Here is an 18,000-nt window from a genome sequence, read left to right as displayed (position 1 = left end):
ATCCTGCGGCATGGATTAACTTCATTAGCCAACACCTATACGGATTAAATTCAGCCTAACAGCGTGCTTAAAAGAGAGAGGGGATGGAACGATGGTAATACCAGCATATGGATCAGGAGCGATGCCATCGGTATGGCAGCCGGAAGATCTGGAAGAACTCCGGATGTTGAGGAACAGGTTGAACGGAAGTTTCTGTTACGCTGCAGGCGCCACATTGCTGCGAACCCAGTGGGAAGGCGGTCTTGTCCCTGCACCGGAGCATATGATCAGTCTGGCCCGTATTCCAGGAACAAGTGACGTATATGTGGATGGAGATCGAATGGTGATCGGGGCGCTGACCCGATTGAATAGATGTATCACGGACGGATTACTTCATCATCTGCCGTTATTGCAAGAAGCTGTGAAAACGATAGCTGCGCCCTCCATTCGCAATGTAGCGACAATTGGCGGCAACATTGTATCAGGAGTCGGAGATGCGTTACCCGCATTGCTCGCATACAACGCAGAACTGCAGTGGATGACGGATACAGGGGTGGAAATCCGTACACTGGACTCCTGGTTAAAAGGGGGGCGTGACGGCAGTCGCAATCCAAGTGACGTGTTAATCTCGATCCAGGTTCCGCTGGAGAAGTTGCCTGTCTCCAATACGAAGAACCAAACAACTGATCCGAGAGAAATTGCATTTTATCGCAAGCTGGGCAGGCGAGAAACGTTTAGCGCATCTCTCGTGACCGTTGCTTTTCAAGGAGAGATTGATACAGATGGTCGTTGGAAAAAGGTTGCGATCGCTGCAGGTGGAGGGTCCGGTGTGGCCATGCGTTTACTTGAGTCGGAACAACTGTTGCTTCGCGAAGAAGCTTCTCTTATGCAAGCAGAACCGCTAGGAAGGGCAGTATCTTCAGAATTTGTGACCTATGGCGATGTATTTGCAACTGAGCATTACCGCAAACAGACTGCAGGTAATTTGCTGGGGGCTGGATTATGGGAAGCACTATACCGTTAATTCAAATCTTGATCAAGATAAGGGGAGAGAGACCATGCTACTGAATCGGGAACATAGTGGAAAACGGTGGCACTTGAGACCGGACGGAATTCCAAAGGTAACTGGACAGCTCCAGTACCTGACGGATATGACTCTACCCGGAATGCTTCATGGAAGAGTTCTGCGCAGCACCTATCCTTATGCTCGCATTCTATCTATAGATACTACGGAAGCAGAGGCGATGGAGGGAGTCTATGCTGTCATTACCTCCAAAGACGTACCCGGCCTGAATCGTTTTGGAATTGCGACGCCTGACCAGCCTGTATTTTGCGAAGATGTTGTACGTTATGTCGGTGATGCACTTGCGGCAGTAGCTGCGGATTCCCCGGAACGGGCAGCACTGGCACTCAGTGCAATCCAAGTGGAGTATGAGGAGCTTATCCCGCTGGATAGCACGGATGCAGCTCTTGCTCCTGACGCACCGGAGCTGCATCCACATGGACCGGGTAATGTGCTGCATCGCACCGAAATTAAGCGTGGAAATGTGGAGCAGGCCTTTGCAGCATGTGAACATATCGTCACGGAAACGTATTACACACCTCGTCAAATGCACGCTTATATGGAGACCGAAGGCGGCCTGTTTGTCCCGGATGAGGAAGGAAGGCTTAATGTCTACGCAGCCACCCAGCACGGGTACAAGGACCGGATGCAACTCGCACGAATTATTGGTTGTCCCGAGGAAGATATCCGTGTTGTATCGTCTCCCATTGGCGGTTCTTTCGGGGGGAAAGACGAATTGAACGTGCAGCCATATGGCGCACTTCTAGCATTGACCAGCGGACGTCCCGTGAAAATGCATAATTCTCGCAAAGAATCTGTTCGTGCAGGTCTGAAGCGGCATCCGATGAAAATTGAAATGCAGACGGGAATTAGCCGTGAAGGAATCATTCAAGCTCACCGGGTTCGCATTACAGCAGATACAGGAGCTTACGCTACACTTGGAGCACCTGTGCTGAACTTCTGCACAGAGCATTGTCTAGGCCCTTACTCCATCCCCAATGTGGATGTCGAAGGCTTGTCCGTGTATACCAACAATGGGCTATCAGGTGAATTTCGCGGATTTGGTGGCAATCAGGCTATCTTTGCTGTGGAAGGCCAAATGGATCGACTCGCTGAGATCATGAAAATGGACCCATGGGAGTTTCGCAGACGGAACATGAGGGAAAAGGCTGATCCTGGTCCGTTAAATCAGAGGATTCTGGCTACAGACGGGCTGTCACAAGTATGGGAAGCCATGGATCGTTCTGAATTATGGCAAAAGCATCAGCATCCCCAGGCAGATCCTTCTCAGCCTCCCTGGATCAAGCGTGGCGTAGGGGCGGCAATTGCCATGCACGGTGCCGGATTGGGTTACGGAATCCCGGACCCGGCAGGAGGCCGTCTATCCCTTAATTCCGAAGGCAAAATAGAAGTGGCTTTCAGTTACGAAGAGTTTGGTCAGGGGTTGATCGCTACATTGGAGATTATGCTCTGCGATCTGTTTCAATGTAGTACTTCAGATCTAAGTATCATCATTGGCGATACGGATCGGGTTCCTCACAGTGGATCAAGCACCGCTTCACGTTCGACAACAATGGCCTGGATGGCTCTGCAGCGATTGCAGACCCCTTTCCGTTCCAGAGTCCTATCGGCAGCTTCGGCCTTGTCTGGCATTCCGGCTAATGAACTGGTGACAGGACCTGCCGGTGTATGGCGTAAGGGCCAGCTGCCTAGTGATGATATTGAGGCTGAGTCATCGGGCTTTGTTACTGCCTATACGAATTTGGCGGGCCAGGGCACGGCGGATGAATGGGTATTTGATACTCATTTCGATTATCCAACCACGCCAGACCATGTCGTGGGCGGACACTATCTATATACGTATGCGGCGGTTGCCGCAGAGGTAGAAGTGAACACCTTAACCGGAGAAGCCAAATTACTCGATACACGGCATGTGGTAGCCGCAGGACCTGTCATTAATCCGATGGGCTTCATTGGACAGATCGAAGGTGGGAGTGTAATGGCGCTCGGGTTTACGTTAACGGAGGATGCTGTCATGCAGGATAGTCGATATCTAACTACTAATCTGGATACGTATTTGATTCCAACGATTCAGGATATCCATACCAATCTGGAGGTTGAGGCTATTGAAGACCTTCCCGAAGGAGATCCTTTTGGACCGAGAGGGATTGGCGAGATTGGTTCTGTTGCACTCGCTCCCGCAATCACTGCAGCAATTCATCAGGCTACCGGGGTGTGGGTGAATCGATTGCCCGTTCCGCGCGAACAACTGGTTCAATCACTACATGTACCTTTACAGGAAGGGGTGAGTCCCTCATGAGCAATCCGCTTGGTAACATCTGGTCAGCAGTAGTGAATGGGGACGAAAAGCGTCTTGACATTGCTCAAACAACCCGACTGGTGGATGTGCTTCGAACTCATCTGAACCTGACCGGAACCAAGGTATCCTGTGAAGTTGGTCGCTGCGGTGCATGCATGGTGCTTATGAATGGAGAGCCGGTCAACTCCTGCCTGATTATGGCTTATCAATGTGAAGGAAGTGAAATTACGACCATTGAAGGTCTTCACGGGGAGCGGGAAGGGAGTCTGCATCCGATACAGCAGGCCTTTGTAGAAGAGGGCGGGTTTCAATGCGGCTATTGTACACCAGGAATGGTCATTGCCACCAAGGCACTGCTTGATCATCATCCCCAGCCTACACAGGAACAGATCGAAACGGGATTATGCGGCAATCTGTGCCGCTGCACCGGATATGGAGGGATTATACGGGCGGTATGTAAGGCAAGTGAGAGTTGTACTGATTCATCAGTTGCACCCTCCCATGAAGTTAGAACCGATCGAATGACAGCTGTGCAGCAAGATTAAGAATTAAGGAAGAAAGACCAGAGAAAAGGGACTCCTTTTCTCTGGTCTTTTCTGTATAAACTATACGGATTTATCATTGAGAATCGAGAATGAGCAATCCCCTTTTTAATACGGTTAGAAATAAATGGATTATTCCAAATGAAATTTTAACATAAGATTTATTATGTAAACTTATAATTTTCAATACCTCCTATAAGCTGTATCTATACTGCTAAATGAAGAATAATCACAGTCATGACGATGATTAGGGTAATCACATTCATAACTTAACCAACAAAAGTTTAAATATTTCATTCCTAATATCAAGTGATTTCGTGAATATTCTTGTTAAAAGCGCCTGTCAGTAAATCGTTTTCGCAATGAGGTTGCTCACAGGGAGTTGAGCTAGGGTTAAATCGTATAAAGTGCAGCTATAACAATGTTTAAAGAATTTTATTTGGTAAAATTATTTCGATTGAAGCTGTTCTTATGAAAAAGAGAGTATCGTTTCAAAAACGAAAGGATATTTTTAATTTTTTCAACAATCGTTAAAGGTATTTATATGATGAAGGTCTTTAAAATGAGCACTAGTCATATTAACTGATCACATCAAAACAAAAAGGGAGAAACGTCTAATCGAAGCGTAAAGGGTGTATATAGATCATTTCCATACGGATTTGCGATGGATTTGGGAGTACTTTCCATGTATGCTGTTGAAAACTGGAAAGGAAGTGGGAAAAATGGAACGCGAACTGGCGTTGGAAATTGTCCGAGTAACAGAATTGGCTGCGTTAGCTTCAGCCCCCTGGATGGGACGAGGTGACAAGAACAGTGCAGATGAAGCGGCTACTTTGGCCATGCGCGCCATGTTCGATTCCGTGTCCATTCGCGGCACGGTGGTAATCGGTGAAGGAGAAATGGACGAAGCACCCATGTTGTACATCGGCGAGGAAGTGGGTAACGCTGAAGGACCTGAAGTAGACGTTGCTGTAGATCCTCTTGAAGGTACAGAAATTGTGGCCAAGGGACTGAACAACGCTTTATCGGTTATTGCAGTGGCGGGAAAAGGAAACCTGCTCCATGCACCGGATATGTATATGGAGAAACTGGCTGTAGGTCCGGCACTGGTCGGCAAGGTCAGCATCGAAGACCCGGTTGAGATTACGCTAGAGAAAGCAGCTGCTGCACTGAACAAAAACATTTCCGATCTGACCGTCATGATTCTGGACCGAACACGGCATGATAGCACGATTAAAACGCTGCGCAAGGTTGGCGTACGGATTAAATTTCTCAGTGACGGCGACGTAGCGGGTGCCATGGCGCCTGCATTCCCTGAGGCTGGTATTGACTTATACGTCGGTTCCGGCGGAGCACCTGAAGGCGTTCTGGCTGCAGCAGCGCTCTCATGCCTGGGAGGCGAAATACAAGGCCGCTTAATGCCTGCTAATGCAGACGAGTTCCAGCGATGCCTGCAGATGGGCATTGATAATCCTTACAAAGTCTTAACGATGCAGGACATGATCGGTACCGAAGATGTCATTTTCGCTGCAACCGGTGTGACGCCAGGGGAGATTTTGGGCGGTGTGCGTTATCTTGCAGATGACCGGGCCGAGACGGATTCCATTGTCATGCGTGCCAAGACCAAAACGATCCGTTACATTCGCTCCGTGCATTTCCTGCCCAACAAGGAAGTGCTGCACAAGGTACGTGAACTGCAAGCCACGCCGGAACCTTCAGACCGTATCCAAAGCCCGGTTAAAATAGTAGAACAGGCAGAGTTTAGTCAATCGTCGGTGAATCATAGTGTGTTGACATAAATATTACTACGCTCTAAAGGTCTAAAAGTCAATTTCAAACCATAGGTTATCTAGTAGACTCATCCATAATTCTTAGGACAAGATCTGTGCTCATAGAATGAACAAACAGGAAGGGAATCTGCTTATAGAGATCCTCTTCCTGTTTTATGTTAAAAGCATTGACAACGGTTACAACACATGAGAAAATGTACGCGCGTACATAAAAATCATCTTCTACAAATAGTATCGTATTTAAAGGACGTAAGGGGGTGAAATCCATGGCATCCCGCAAAGAGGTCGCTGACTTGGCAGGAGTCTCCGAAGCGACGGTATCTCGGGTTCTTAACGGAGTTGGACCGATCAAAGAGGAGACTCGCCGCAAAGTATTGGAAGCTTCCCAGAAGCTGGGTTATGTGCCGAGTGCCCTTGCACGTAGCTTCGCCAGAAGCAAAAGCGGTAACCTCGGGGTTGTTTTGCCTTATGTTCCGAAGGCGCATTTGTTTTCTGCTTATTTTTTCTCCGAAATGCTGAGTGGTATTGGTAATAAGGCGAGAGACAGCGGTATGGATCTGCTGGTCATGTTCAGATCACCAGGTGAAGTAATGAATTATGCCGACCTGTTCCGACGTCAAAAAGTGGACGCCTGCATTATTCTTGGGGCCAGAGATGACCCTGGGGAACTGGCAGCCATGCAGCAGCTGCAAGAGGAAGGTCATCCTTTTTGCGTTATGAATCAACATTTTACAGGAGAAGCCTTTTTGGAAGTGGATGCTGATCATGTGGAAGGCAGTCGGCTCGCCATTCGTCACCTTACCGATCAGGGTTACCGCAACATTGCTTTTCTCAACGGTCCGGACAGTTATTCCAACAGTCAGGAACGGCTGCAGGGTGTTCGGATTGGTTTACATGAAGCGGGAATGGAGCTGGATCCCAGCCTGCTGCTTGAAGGGAATTACAGCAGAAGAAGCGGTGTGGAGGCTGCAGCCACGATTGCGGCAAGGCTTGACGAGATCGACGCCGTATTTGCTGCCAATGACCGTATGGCTATTGGTGTTATGCACGGTTTGCGTGAGCGTGGGATTAGAGTTGAGGATTTCCCGGCTTTTGTCGGGTATGACGACTCCGATGCTGCCGAGATGGCCGTGCCTCCGCTAACCAGCGTCAGAGTACCCTTTTATGAAATGGGGGAACTGGCAGCATCGAAACTCATTCATGGTTCTTTGGTTGGAAGCGCTTCATCAGATAATTCGGAATTCTCATCTGAATGGCCCAGAGAGTTATTGCCGGCAGAGTTAATCATCCGGGCTTCATCGATTCGTAAGTAGTATAGAGCATGATTTTAGATTCCAAAGGAGGAAAAGAACATGTCACAACGTCTACGTGTCGGAATGGTAGGATACAAGTTTATGGGGAAGGCGCATAGCAATGCTTATCGGAGTTTGCCGATGTTTTTCCCGTCAGCACCGTTACAGCCTGAAATGTCGGTCATCTGCGGCCGGAATGAAAAAGGTGTCCAGGAAGCAGCGAATCAGTTTGGTTGGTCCGAAAGTGTAACCGACTGGCGTGAATTGGTACAGCGCGATGATATCGATCTGATTGATATTAATGCTCCGAGTGATGCACATAAGGAGATTGCACTTGAAGCAGCCCGTCAGGGTAAACATTTGTTCTGTGAGAAACCGCTGGCCTTGTCGCTTGCCGATTCTAGAGAGATGCTTCAAGCAGCTGAAGATGCTGGAGTTGCCCACATGGTGGGATTCAACTATCGCTTCTCTCCGGCTGTGCAGCTTGCCAAGGAATTGGTTCAGAGCGGTCGCCTGGGTAAGATCTATCACTTCCGTGCTTTTTTCCTGCAGGACTGGATCATGGATCCATCCTTCCCGCTTGTCTGGCGCTTGCAAAAGGAAGTGGCTGGCTCGGGATCGCATGGCGATCTGGGAGCACACTTAATTGATCTCGCACGCTTCCTAGTTGGTGAATTCCAAGAAGTCATCGGAATGAGTGAGACGTTCATTAAGGAACGGCCGCTTGCTTCCGAGATGACTGGACTTAGTGCGAAAGGCAGCTCGAATGCGGACGCACCGAAGGGCGAAGTGACAGTGGATGATGCGACATTGTTCCTGGCCAGGTTTGCAGGTGGAGCGCTTGGAAGCTTCGAGGCTACGCGCTTTGCAGCAGGTCACCGCAGCACGAATTCATTCGAGATTAACGGCAGCCTGGGCAGTGTCCGGTTTGACTTTGAACGAATGAATGAACTGGAAGTGTATTTTACGAAAGATGAAGAGGACGTTCAGGGATTCCGGCGTGTTCTGGCCACTGATCCGGCGCATAAGTATGCTGAGGCATGGTGGCCAGCAGGACATACCATTGGATTCGAGCATACGTTTACACACGAGATGCTGGAATTGGTTACAGCCATCTCTGAAGGCCGACAGCCTTCACCTAGTTTCCACGATGGTGTTGCCTGCCAGGCTGTGCTCGAAGCCGTAGAACGTTCCGTAACAGAACGGCGCTGGGTTTCCCTTGATGAGATGTGAGCAAAGTTTAGTTGTTTATACAGCGATACACAGGCAGGATCTATAAAACTATCCGAAAGCGAGTGATAAAGCGATGAGTAAGGCACTTATTGTATGGGGCGGCTGGGATGGACATGAACCGGAGCAGGTAGCAGCGATTTTTGAGCGTATTCTGAAGGAAGAACAGTTTGAAGTCGAGGTCTCGAACACATTGGAAGCTTATGCAGATGCCGACAAACTGCTGGGGCTTGATCTGATCGTTCCACTGTGGACGATGGGACAGATTGAACAGGAACTGGTCAACAATGTATCGGCTGCCGTTCAGAGCGGTGTGGGCCTCGCAGGTATTCACGGCGGGATGTGTGATGCGTTCCGGAACAATGTCGATTGGCAGTTTATGACTGGCGGTCAGTGGGTTGCTCATCCGGGCAATGATGGTGTGGAGTATACGGTTAACATCAAACGTGGTTCAAGTCCGCTGCTGGACCACATTGAAGATTTTCAGGTGAAAAGCGAGCAATACTACCTGCACGTTGACCCTGCAGTGGAAGTACTGGCAACAACTCGTTTCCCGGTGGTGGAAGGTCCCCATTCAGCGAATGGGCCAGTGGATATGCCGGTTGTATGGACGAAGCGCTGGGGTGCTGGCCGTGTGTACTATAACTCGCTAGGTCATCATGCGGATATTGTAGAGATGCCTCAAGTGATTGAAATGATGCGCAGTGGCTTCAAATGGACTGCAGCAGGCAAAGCGGTTGCTAACAACAAAGCAGGCAAAGCAGCTGAAGTGTACACAGGCATGGCTGATAACCAAACTTAATTTCCGCTTCTTTTAGTGTTAAACCAAGTGACATACGGTAGTGAGCAAATCTTGACCAGCATTCCACAATTCCGACTCGCGTGAAGGGGGCCCACCTGCATGAAAACAATGAAAGTTGGCATTATTGGCTGTGGTAAAATCAGCAGTATTTATATGGAAAACTGTCATCGCTTCGAAATCTTAGATCTGGTTGCCGTAGCGGATATTGACCGCAAGAGGGCTGAAGAGCAGGCAGCAGCCTATAATGTTCCGAATGTGTACACGGTAGATGAGATGTTGGCCAATCCGGAGATTGAACTGATCATCAATTTAACGATTCCTGCTGTCCACGCAGATGTATGTTTACGCTCTCTTGAAGCGGGGAAACATGTCTACGTCGAAAAACCACTCGCCGTTACACGCGAGGAAGGGCAGGCAGTACTGGAAACAGCCAAACGCAAAGGATTGCTGGTAGGCTGCGCTCCTGAAACTTTCTTCGGATCAGGCATTCAGACCTCACTCAAACTGGTTGAAGATGGCGTTATCGGCAAACCTGTAGCTGCTACGGCTTTCATGATGAGCCGTGGACATGAACACTGGCATCCCGATCCGGAATTCTACTACGCTTCAGGCGGCGGACCGATGTTCGATATGGGGCCTTACTATCTGACAGCATTAGTGCAGCTCCTTGGTCCGATCAGCTCCATTGCTGGCATGACAGGCAAAGCGATGGAAGAGCGTACGATCACAAGTGAGAAAAAAAGAGGTCAGACCATCCCCGTTGAAATTCCAACGCATGTGGCAGGACTATTGCAGTTCGAGCAGGGTGCCATCGGTACGCTGATTACGAGCTTTGATGTTTTTGGAGGAAGTGCGTTGCCACCGATCGAGATCTATGGCACGCACGGCACGCTACAAGTACCCGATCCTAACACATTTGGTGGCCCTGTACGTTACCGTTTGCTGGGTGAACAGGAGTGGACGGAGGTTCCTCTTCTTCCGGGTTATCAGGAAAATACACGCGGGATTGGTGTAGCTGATATGGCGTATGCTGCTCATAGCGGCCGCGCACACCGCGCGAGCGGAGAGCTTGCCTACCATGTTCTTGAAGCGATGTGGGCATTCCATGACTCTTCCGATGAGCAGTCTTTCTATAAAATGAGAAGCACTTGTCAGCGTCCTGCTGCTCTGCCGGAAGGTTTGGAACGATATACCCTTGATCAATAATCATCGATATGCAGCATGTTAATACAAGTAAAGAAGCCCTGACTTCCTCTCAAGGAAGCAGGGCTCTTTGTTATAGTCGTACAAACCGTATTTAAGGTTCAAAGCCCGCCTGACTGATCCATATCTCATCTTCCGCAAACTGCTTTCTCATCCGTTCTTCTACGATCTGATAGGCCTTTGGTTGATACCAATCTTCCATGCCTAACTCCTGATAGAGTGACTCCATGCCCAATCTGCGGGTTCGTTTGCCTTGACTGCCATCCCCCTTGAAGTAATCATCGATACATACACGTTGAACCAAAGGCCGAAGGAGGGAAGGGAAGTTGTCACTGCTCGGCAGCACAGGGGCAATCGCAACCTGGGTAGCTATACCTGCATCCCTTAGTAGTTCCAATGCATGTAATCTACCGGGAATGGGTGGTGCAGCCGGACTAAAATGCTTACGAATATCATCGCGATCCGTCTCAATCGTCATGCTCACACGCACCCGGTCGCCCAATTGCTGCAGCAGATCCATATCCCGAGTGACGAGAGGACTACGGGTTTGAACCAGTATAAAATCCGGAGGATGCTGTATCATGACTTCGAGCAGTGAACGCGTAATTTGCTCCTTATATTCAACAGGCTGATATGGATCGGTACTGGATGACATAAATATCGTCACTGTTCCTTTGGAACGAGCACGTTTCAACTCTTTGGCAAGTAGGCCAGCAGCCTCCTGCTTCACATCAACCCAGCTCCCCCAATCCTCCTTACGGAACAATGAAACGGGCATTTGCCTAACGTAACAGTAAGAGCATCCAAAAGAACACCCTGTATAGGGATTAAGCGTGTGAGTATATCCGGTAAGGAAACCGGTCCCTTTGTTCAATAGCGTCTTGGGTGTTTTATATAAATATTCGGTCTTCTTCATAGGCGTTTCTCCTGTTCCCGATAATGAGCAGGTGTCTGCCCTGTAAGCTTACGGAACACGGCACTGAAATAGGCAGGATTTGTGATGCCTACTTGACGACCGATATCTGAAACTGAGAGTGAACTGCTCACAAGCAACTTTTTCGCTTCGGTCATCCGTATGTTCTGGATATATTGCACCGGAGTCATACCTGTAATCCGTTTGAACACACGATGCAGATGATACGGGCTACCATGACTAATCTGGGCAAGGATATCCAGAGTAAGAGATTCTGAATAATGATGGGTAATATAATTCGTTACGACGGAAACCCATTCCTGATCAGGAACACGCTGTCCTGTAGGCTTGCAACGTTTGCATGGTCTAAAGCCTTGCGCCAGAGCATCTTCAGGATTATGGAAACCCAGTACATTTTCGTATTTCGGATCTTTGGATTTGCATGAAGGTCGGCAAAAAATACCTGTCGTCCTGACACCGTAATAAAATTTCCCGTCATAGGAGGCATCATTGCTGATAATGGCAGTCCATTGCGATTCATTTATTGAAAAAGAAGGGGACTCTGGTTTGTCACGAAGCTTCATACGATCACCTCACGACACATTATACCCTTGTACGAAAGATGTTCAACAGAATCTCGCATGAAAAAGCAAGATCTCAATGGCAAGCAGACGACTATCCCTTCCTTCCCAGGGAATGAAATATGCTACAATGAGCAGGATGATGTACATGCGAAATTCATTCATGAAAGAGGTAGGTAATAATGGTTCGTTTCGGAGTTGTAGGTACCAATTGGATTACAGAAAGGCTTCTTGAAGCTGCAGCACATGTGAAGGGATTCGAATTGACAGCTGTCTACTCACGGACAGAGGACAAGGCGAATGCATTTGCAGATAAATATAACGCCAAGCACCGATTCACTGACCTGGAGGACATGTCAGCGAGTGACACGATTGATGCGGTCTACATTGCTACACCAAATACATATCATGCCGATCAGACCGCGCTGTTTCTGAGAAACGGCAAGCATGTATTATGCGAGAAGCCACTAGCTGCCAATGCTGCAGAGGTTTCTCATGTGATTAATACTGCTCGTGATAACAACGTTTTGCTAATGGAAGCGATGAAGTCGACCCTGGTTCCCTCGTTCAAAATGGTACAGGCCCATCTGCACAAAATCGGACCTGTGCGCAAATATATCGCGGGGTATTGTCAGTATTCATCCCGATACGATAAGTACAAAGAGGGCGTTGTGCTCAATGCCTTCAAGCCTGAACTTGCAAACGGCGCTTTGATGGACCTTGGGGTGTATTGTCTGTACCCGCTAATCACCTTATTTGGTGCACCAAAACAGGTTCAAGCTCAGGCTATCATGCTGAATTCCGGAGTTGATGGACAGGGCAGTGTGCTTCTGGGCTACGAAGGGATGGAAGCCGTAGTGACTTACTCCAAGATCTCCAACTCTCATGTACCAAGTGAAATTATGGGAGAGCGCGGCAGCATTATTATTGATAAGATTGGTTCGCCCGAGCATGCGGAAATACGATACAATGACGGTACGGTTGAACCGTTGACAGCTGAGCAGACCTATCCAGCCATGTATTATGAGGTGGAGGAATTCGTTCAACTCATTCAGCAGGGGAAACAGGAATCCGAGATGAATAGCTATGAACGCTCCTATGAAACCATGCAGGTGATGGATCAGATCCGCAAGCAGATTGGTCTGGTTTTCCCGAACGATTAATAGAGCAACAGGAAAGTGAGCTGAGACGAGATGAGTAGAGAAGAGCAGCAAGAAAACAAGAGCGTGGGTCTCGAACTAGAGAAAATTATTTTTATTGGCCGAACGTATAAGGAATACATGTTAATGTTTAACCTTACACCAGAAGATCTCCGTGGCAGATCCATTCTGGACTGTCCGGGAGGGGCTTGTTCATTCAGCAGCCATGCCCGCAGGCATGGTGCGGACTCCATGGCAGCAGATATTGCATACGAACACGAAATCGACAAATTGGAACTCAAAGGGCAGCAAGACGTTGAACACACCATGGAGCAATTGAAACAGGTGCGTGACAGATACAGATGGGACTATTTCGGTTCGATGGATGGTTTGAAGCAAGCAAGAATGAATGCACTTCGGGATTGTGTGGCAGATATGAGAAACTTTCCCGAGCAATATATCTATGCCGAGCTTCCCGTGCTGCCTTTTACTGACGAACAATTCGATATGACTTTATCTGCGCATTTTCTGTTTACGTATGCAGATCGATTGGACTTCAGCTTCCATGAGCAAACCATTCTTGAATTGTTGCGCGTAACGAGACAGGAGTTGCGGATTTTCCCTACAGTCGATCTGTCTGGAAAACGGTATGAACATATGGACGAGATCAAGTCCTTTCTGAAGAACCTTGGATTCAGGGTTACAGAAGTCAGCACGACGTATGAATTTCAGCAAGGAGCCCATACGATGCTCAAAATTACAAAACCCGAATTCTGAGTCATGTGATAAGAGGTCTTTCCGTCCTTGAAACACAGGTTAACTGTTGAGTTACGGGGTATATTTGTTGTAGTATTGCATACCTCGCTATAATATACGAAACACCAGAAGAGGGTAGGAGGTCTATCGGATGAAAAAGGTACTCATTCTTGGCGGGACACGCTTTTTCGGCAAACGTCTGGTCGATCATTTGCTGTGGGAAGGAAAATCGCAAATTACCGTTGCGACGCGCGGCAAAACGAACGTGGACTTTGGGCCGGAGGTGAACCGGATCAAGATGGATCGGGAGGATCCACAATCTCTAGCTGAAGTGGCACAGATTGACCAGTGGGATGTGGTGTATGATAACATCTGTTACTCACCGGATGCGGCAAAGTCGGCGTGTGACGCTTTTGCGGGACGTACCCAAAGATATGTACTTACGTCAACACTCTCCGTTTATGGCGATCCCAAACCAGGATTTAAGGAAGAGGATTTTGATCCATACACGTATCCATTGAAATACGGGAATCACGAGGACTTTTCGTATGGAGAGGGCAAGCGGCTGGCGGAGGCTGTGTTTTTCCAGAAAGCTAGTTTCCCTGTCGTGGCGATGAGAATTCCAATTGTTCTCGGAATAGACGACTACACGAGAAGGCTGCATTTTCATATTGAGCATGTGCAAAAAGGAAAGCCAATCGGCATGCCGAATCCGGACGCCGAGATTGGATTTATCAATTCCAAGGAAGCAGCCAGATTTCTTGCATGGTTGGGGCATTCATCGATTACCGGACCTGTAAATGCCGCTTCGAAAGGCTCAATTACGCTATCTGCCATGATGAATCTGATTGAGACTGTGACTGGCATGCAGTCCCAAGTATTACGCGAAACCGTTCAGGAGGATATGTCGCCCTTCGGTATCTCGGAATCATGGACGATGGATACAACCAAGGCAGAGCAGGCGGGATATACCTTTGAAGCACTGATGGACTGGTTTCCGGGTCTCGTACGTGAAGTGGCACTGGCGCTGCAGTCCGAAGGTTAGATTTTTGGTAGATAAGCATGAATGGTAAAACAGGACGCTAGGGAGTGAGTAACTCCTTGGCGTCCTGTTTTTTTTATATTAATTTAAGTCCAGTCATACGGATTCTATCATGATTCCAATGGTTTCGATTGCCCTAATGGCAGGGAAGCTGAAGCACGGATACGCAGTTCGGATGGAAGAATGACCGTTTGTGAATCAGTCGGTGCAGTACCTTCAATTCTGTCGATTAGCATATGCATGCCTTTGGCTCCAAAATCATAGGCGGGCTGCGCTGCAACAGTGAGGAAAGGATCAAAAGCGGAAGCCAAATCCAGGTCATCAAAACAGACAACCGAGATGTCTTCCGGTACACGCAGCCCTCTTTTGCGGAGCAGACGAATGACCCCAATCGCGAGCATATTATTGGCCGCAAAAATAGCCGTTGGCTTATCCGGCTGCATAAGTAATTGTTCCATGCCAGCCTCATCACTGAAATCACGATAACCTGTCCGTAGGACAAGCATCGGATCAACCTTAAGACCTGCTTCACGTAATCCCTCTGCATAACCCTCTTCACGTAATCTGGCCGTAGAAACCTCAGATGAGCCGTTAACGAGTGCGATTCGGCGGTGCCCCAGTTCCGTCAGATATCGGATCAATAGAAGTGCACCTTGCCGGCTGTCCCCCGCAATAACATCCGACGTGATCCCAGGTACTGTACGATCCAAAATGACAAACGGGATGTTCCTCTCATGTAACTGCTGCAGATGATCGAGGGAACGGTCGCCCGCAGGGGCAAACAGGACTCCATCAACACGCGTTGACAGAATCGTCTCCACGTAGTTTTTCTCCTTGCTGTAATCTTCATCGCTATTTCCAAACAACAGACGATATCCACGAGCGTTAGCTGCATCCTCGGCACCGCGTGCGAGTGTTGTATAAAATGGATTGGTGATATCTGTAATCAGCAGAGATAACATCTGTGTTCGCTGAAGTACAAGGCTGCGTGCATTCGAATTAGGGATATACCCGAGTTCATCAATAACCTTCTGTACCCGTTCCCTTGTGGCCGTGCTGATGCGACCTGTTTGATTAATTACTTTGGAGACCGTCATGGCAGAAACATTGGCTTTCTTGGCAATATCATAAATAGTGATCAATAGAATCTAACCTCTCATAACATAGTCTTACCATTCTATAGGATAATGCCGATTGACAGCAATATGGGCGCGTGCTATGTTAGGGTTACCGATAACCCAAAGTAAAAAACGATCTTTTTTTTCAGCAAAACTTTTCACACTACTCAATCTTTTTCCGCTCCATACATCCGTTCCTGCAGAGAGACAGGACTGCATCATGGTGATCCATACATAAAGTGGACTTTTGTTCAATTTAAATTTGTAAACGCATTCATTTAATGAATTGCTCTCTTGTCCAGGACTGACGCACCAATGGGTATCGGAATTACATCTTCAAGGTCTGACCGCTTTAACTGCATCCTGAAAGACAACGTGAAATCAATTCGTACCTATCCAGAAACCACTTGAAGGAGGACGTATTAGTATGACACATCAGGATTACCGTTATAAACAGGCTTTTCCCAAGATTGGTATTCGTCCCACCATTGACGGCAGACGCAAGGGAGTACGTGAATCCCTGGAGGAACAAACGATGCGAATGGCAACATCGGTAGCTGAGCTGCTTACGGCAGAACTTCGTTATCCGGACGGCTCCCCGGTCGAATGCGTCGTTGCCGAATCCTGTATTGGCGGTGTAGCCGAAGCAGCTGCGGCGGCAGAGCTGTTCAATCGTTCGAATGTTGGAGTTACCATCACGGTTACTCCATGCTGGTGTTATGGTACGGAAACGATGGATATGTCTCCATCCATCCCTACGGCCATCTGGGGTTTTAACGGTACGGAGCGGCCTGGCGCAGTCTATCTGGCAGCCGTACTGTCTGCACATGCTCAGAAGGGGATTCCGGCCTTCGGAATCTATGGCGAGGATGTTCAGGATGGCGGGGATACGACCATTCCAGATGACGTCCGGGAGAAATTGCTTCGCTTCAGCCGGGCGGGTCTTGCAGCCGCTACGATGAAGGGGCGGGCCTATCTGTCCATTGGCTCGGTATCCATGGGGATTGCCGGATCCATTGTGAACGATTCCTTTTTCCAGGAATATCTCGGCATGAGGAACGAATATGTGGATATGAGCGAGCTGACCCGGCGGATTGAGGAAGAAATCTATGATCCGGAAGAATATAAATTGGCACTGGCTTGGGTGAAAGAGAATTGCATTGAAGGGCCGGACAACAACCCGACTCACTTGCAAACAGACCGCAAGCGGAAAGAGTATGAATGGGAAACTGTCGTGAAAATGACTCAGATCGTACGTGATTTGATGGCAGGCAATCCGAGATTGGCAGAACTCGGTTTCACAGAAGAATCGATGGGTCATCACGCGATTGTATCCGGCTTCCAGGGTCAGCGGCAGTGGACGGATCACTCGCCTAATGGCGATTTCCTGGAGTCGATCCTGAATTCATCCTTTGACTGGAATGGCAAACGCTCACCTTATCTGGTCGCCACAGAAAATGACAGCCTGAATGGTGTGTCCATGCTGTTCGGCTCGCTGCTCACCCATACAGCCCAAATCTTTGCAGATGTACGCACGTATTGGAGTCCGGATTCGGTAGCACGGGTAACTGGACACCAATTGGAGGGAAAAGCGAAGGACGGGATTCTCCACTTAATCAATTCGGGCTCAGCAGCACTCGATGGCACTGGGCAGCAATCCAAAGACGGTAATCCTGCTCTGAAGCCTTTCTGGGAAATTACAGATGAAGAAGTTCAGAACTGCTTGCAGTCGACATCGTGGAGACCTGCTTCAGTCGAATATTTCAGAGGCGGTGGTTACTCCGCTGACTTCCTGACCAAAGGCGGTATGCCAGTCACGATGACACGTCTCAATCTGGTTAAGGGTCTTGGTCCTGTGCTGCAGCTCGCTCAGGGTTACACCGTCGATCTGCCTGATGAAGTGCATAATACGCTGGACCAGCGGACGGATCCGACCTGGCCATCAACTTGGTTCGCCCCGATTTTAACAGGAACAGGCGCATTTACCTCCGTTTATGAAGTCATGAACCAATGGGGCGCCAACCACGGCTCGATCTCTTACGGGCACATTGGAGCAGATCTCCTTACCCTGGCTTCTATCTTGCGGATTCCGGTGAGTATGCATAATGTTCCGGATTCCGAGATATTCCGTCCACGGGCATGGGGGTTATTTGGAACAAGTGAACCCGAGAGTGCAGATTATCGTGCTTGCAGCGTGTTTGGACCTTTATACCGTTAGACTATCCTGTCA

At 48.6% G+C, this 18,000-nt stretch carries 15 protein-coding genes; 12 read left to right on the top strand and 3 right to left on the bottom strand.

The features are described 5' to 3' along the window. Positions 1-91: 91 nt before the first annotated feature. From MH144_RS04200 to MH144_RS04165, 8 genes are all read left to right on the top strand, one after another. Positions 92-1,003 carry an FAD binding domain-containing protein gene (locus MH144_RS04200; RefSeq protein ID WP_239297802.1) on the top strand — a complete coding sequence of 304 codons (912 nt, stop codon included), beginning with the start codon at positions 92-94 and terminating at the stop codon, positions 1,001-1,003. 34 nt (positions 1,004-1,037) lie between these two features. After that, positions 1,038-3,362 carry a xanthine dehydrogenase subunit D gene (gene pucD / locus MH144_RS04195; protein ID WP_239297801.1) on the top strand — a complete coding sequence of 775 codons (2,325 nt, stop codon included), beginning with the start codon at positions 1,038-1,040 and terminating at the stop codon, positions 3,360-3,362. Further along, positions 3,359-3,907, top strand: a complete 549-nt coding sequence (locus MH144_RS04190; protein ID WP_239297800.1) for a (2Fe-2S)-binding protein — start codon at positions 3,359-3,361, stop codon at positions 3,905-3,907. The genes pucD and MH144_RS04190 overlap by 4 nt, the downstream gene beginning before the upstream one ends. A gap of 719 nt (positions 3,908-4,626) precedes the next feature. Next, entirely contained in the window at positions 4,627-5,703 is a 1,077-nt protein-coding gene (gene glpX / locus MH144_RS04185) for a class II fructose-bisphosphatase (protein ID WP_239299257.1), read from the top strand. A 257-nt stretch (positions 5,704-5,960) separates the two neighbouring features. After that, the gene (locus MH144_RS04180; protein ID WP_239297799.1) at positions 5,961-7,007 is read left to right on the top strand and encodes a LacI family DNA-binding transcriptional regulator; all 1,047 of its coding nucleotides are present in this window, start codon (positions 5,961-5,963) and stop codon (positions 7,005-7,007) included. 39 nt (positions 7,008-7,046) lie between these two features. Then, a complete protein-coding gene (locus MH144_RS04175; protein WP_239297798.1) occupies positions 7,047-8,219 on the top strand; it encodes a Gfo/Idh/MocA family protein in 1,173 nt (390 codons plus the stop codon). A 73-nt stretch (positions 8,220-8,292) separates the two neighbouring features. Beyond that, entirely contained in the window at positions 8,293-9,018 is a 726-nt protein-coding gene (locus MH144_RS04170) for a ThuA domain-containing protein (RefSeq protein WP_239297797.1), read from the top strand. Between the two features lie 99 nt (positions 9,019-9,117). Next, on the top strand, positions 9,118-10,224 hold the full coding sequence (locus MH144_RS04165; RefSeq protein WP_239297796.1) for a Gfo/Idh/MocA family protein: 1,107 nt from the start codon (positions 9,118-9,120) through the stop codon (positions 10,222-10,224). Positions 10,225-10,315: 91 nt separating this feature from the next. Here the strand turns inward: MH144_RS04165 and MH144_RS04160 are convergent, their stop codons facing one another. Together MH144_RS04160 and MH144_RS04155 are read right to left on the bottom strand one after the other, a co-directional pair. Then, positions 10,316-11,137 carry an SPL family radical SAM protein gene (locus tag MH144_RS04160; protein WP_239297795.1) on the bottom strand — a complete coding sequence of 274 codons (822 nt, stop codon included), beginning with the start codon at positions 11,135-11,137 and terminating at the stop codon, positions 10,316-10,318. After that, the gene (locus MH144_RS04155; protein ID WP_239297794.1) at positions 11,134-11,718 is read right to left on the bottom strand and encodes a bifunctional transcriptional activator/DNA repair enzyme AdaA; all 585 of its coding nucleotides are present in this window, start codon (positions 11,716-11,718) and stop codon (positions 11,134-11,136) included. The genes MH144_RS04160 and MH144_RS04155 overlap by 4 nt, the downstream gene beginning before the upstream one ends. A 179-nt stretch (positions 11,719-11,897) precedes the next feature. Between MH144_RS04155 and MH144_RS04150 the strand changes: the two genes are divergently transcribed. The 3 genes from MH144_RS04150 to MH144_RS04140 all read left to right on the top strand — a co-directional run bounded on the left by MH144_RS04150 (position 11,898) and on the right by MH144_RS04140 (position 14,655). Next, positions 11,898-12,878, top strand: a complete 981-nt coding sequence (locus tag MH144_RS04150; RefSeq protein WP_239297793.1) for a Gfo/Idh/MocA family protein — start codon at positions 11,898-11,900, stop codon at positions 12,876-12,878. A 30-nt stretch (positions 12,879-12,908) separates the two neighbouring features. Next, positions 12,909-13,631: a class I SAM-dependent methyltransferase gene (locus MH144_RS04145; protein WP_239297792.1), complete on the top strand. Its 723-nt coding sequence runs from the start codon at positions 12,909-12,911 to the stop codon at positions 13,629-13,631. A 130-nt stretch (positions 13,632-13,761) separates the two neighbouring features. Then, a complete protein-coding gene (locus tag MH144_RS04140) occupies positions 13,762-14,655 on the top strand; it encodes an NAD-dependent epimerase/dehydratase family protein (RefSeq protein ID WP_239297791.1) in 894 nt (297 codons plus the stop codon). 107 nt (positions 14,656-14,762) lie between these two features. On the opposite strand, the gene MH144_RS04135 is transcribed toward MH144_RS04140, so the two are convergent. Further along, on the bottom strand, positions 14,763-15,794 hold the full coding sequence (locus tag MH144_RS04135) for a LacI family DNA-binding transcriptional regulator (RefSeq protein WP_239297790.1): 1,032 nt from the start codon (positions 15,792-15,794) through the stop codon (positions 14,763-14,765). Between the two features lie 403 nt (positions 15,795-16,197). On the opposite strand from MH144_RS04135, the gene MH144_RS04130 reads away from it, so the two are divergent. Beyond that, the gene (locus tag MH144_RS04130; protein WP_239297789.1) at positions 16,198-17,988 is read left to right on the top strand and encodes an L-fucose isomerase; all 1,791 of its coding nucleotides are present in this window, start codon (positions 16,198-16,200) and stop codon (positions 17,986-17,988) included. Positions 17,989-18,000: the final 12 nt, after the last annotated feature.

It is taken from the genome of Paenibacillus sp. ACRRY, assembly GCF_022346995.1.
Classification (GTDB): Bacteria; Bacillota; Bacilli; order Paenibacillales; family Paenibacillaceae; genus Paenibacillus.
The sequence above is the reverse complement of the archived record's forward strand: the minus strand, read 5'-3'. Positions and strand labels throughout refer to the sequence as shown.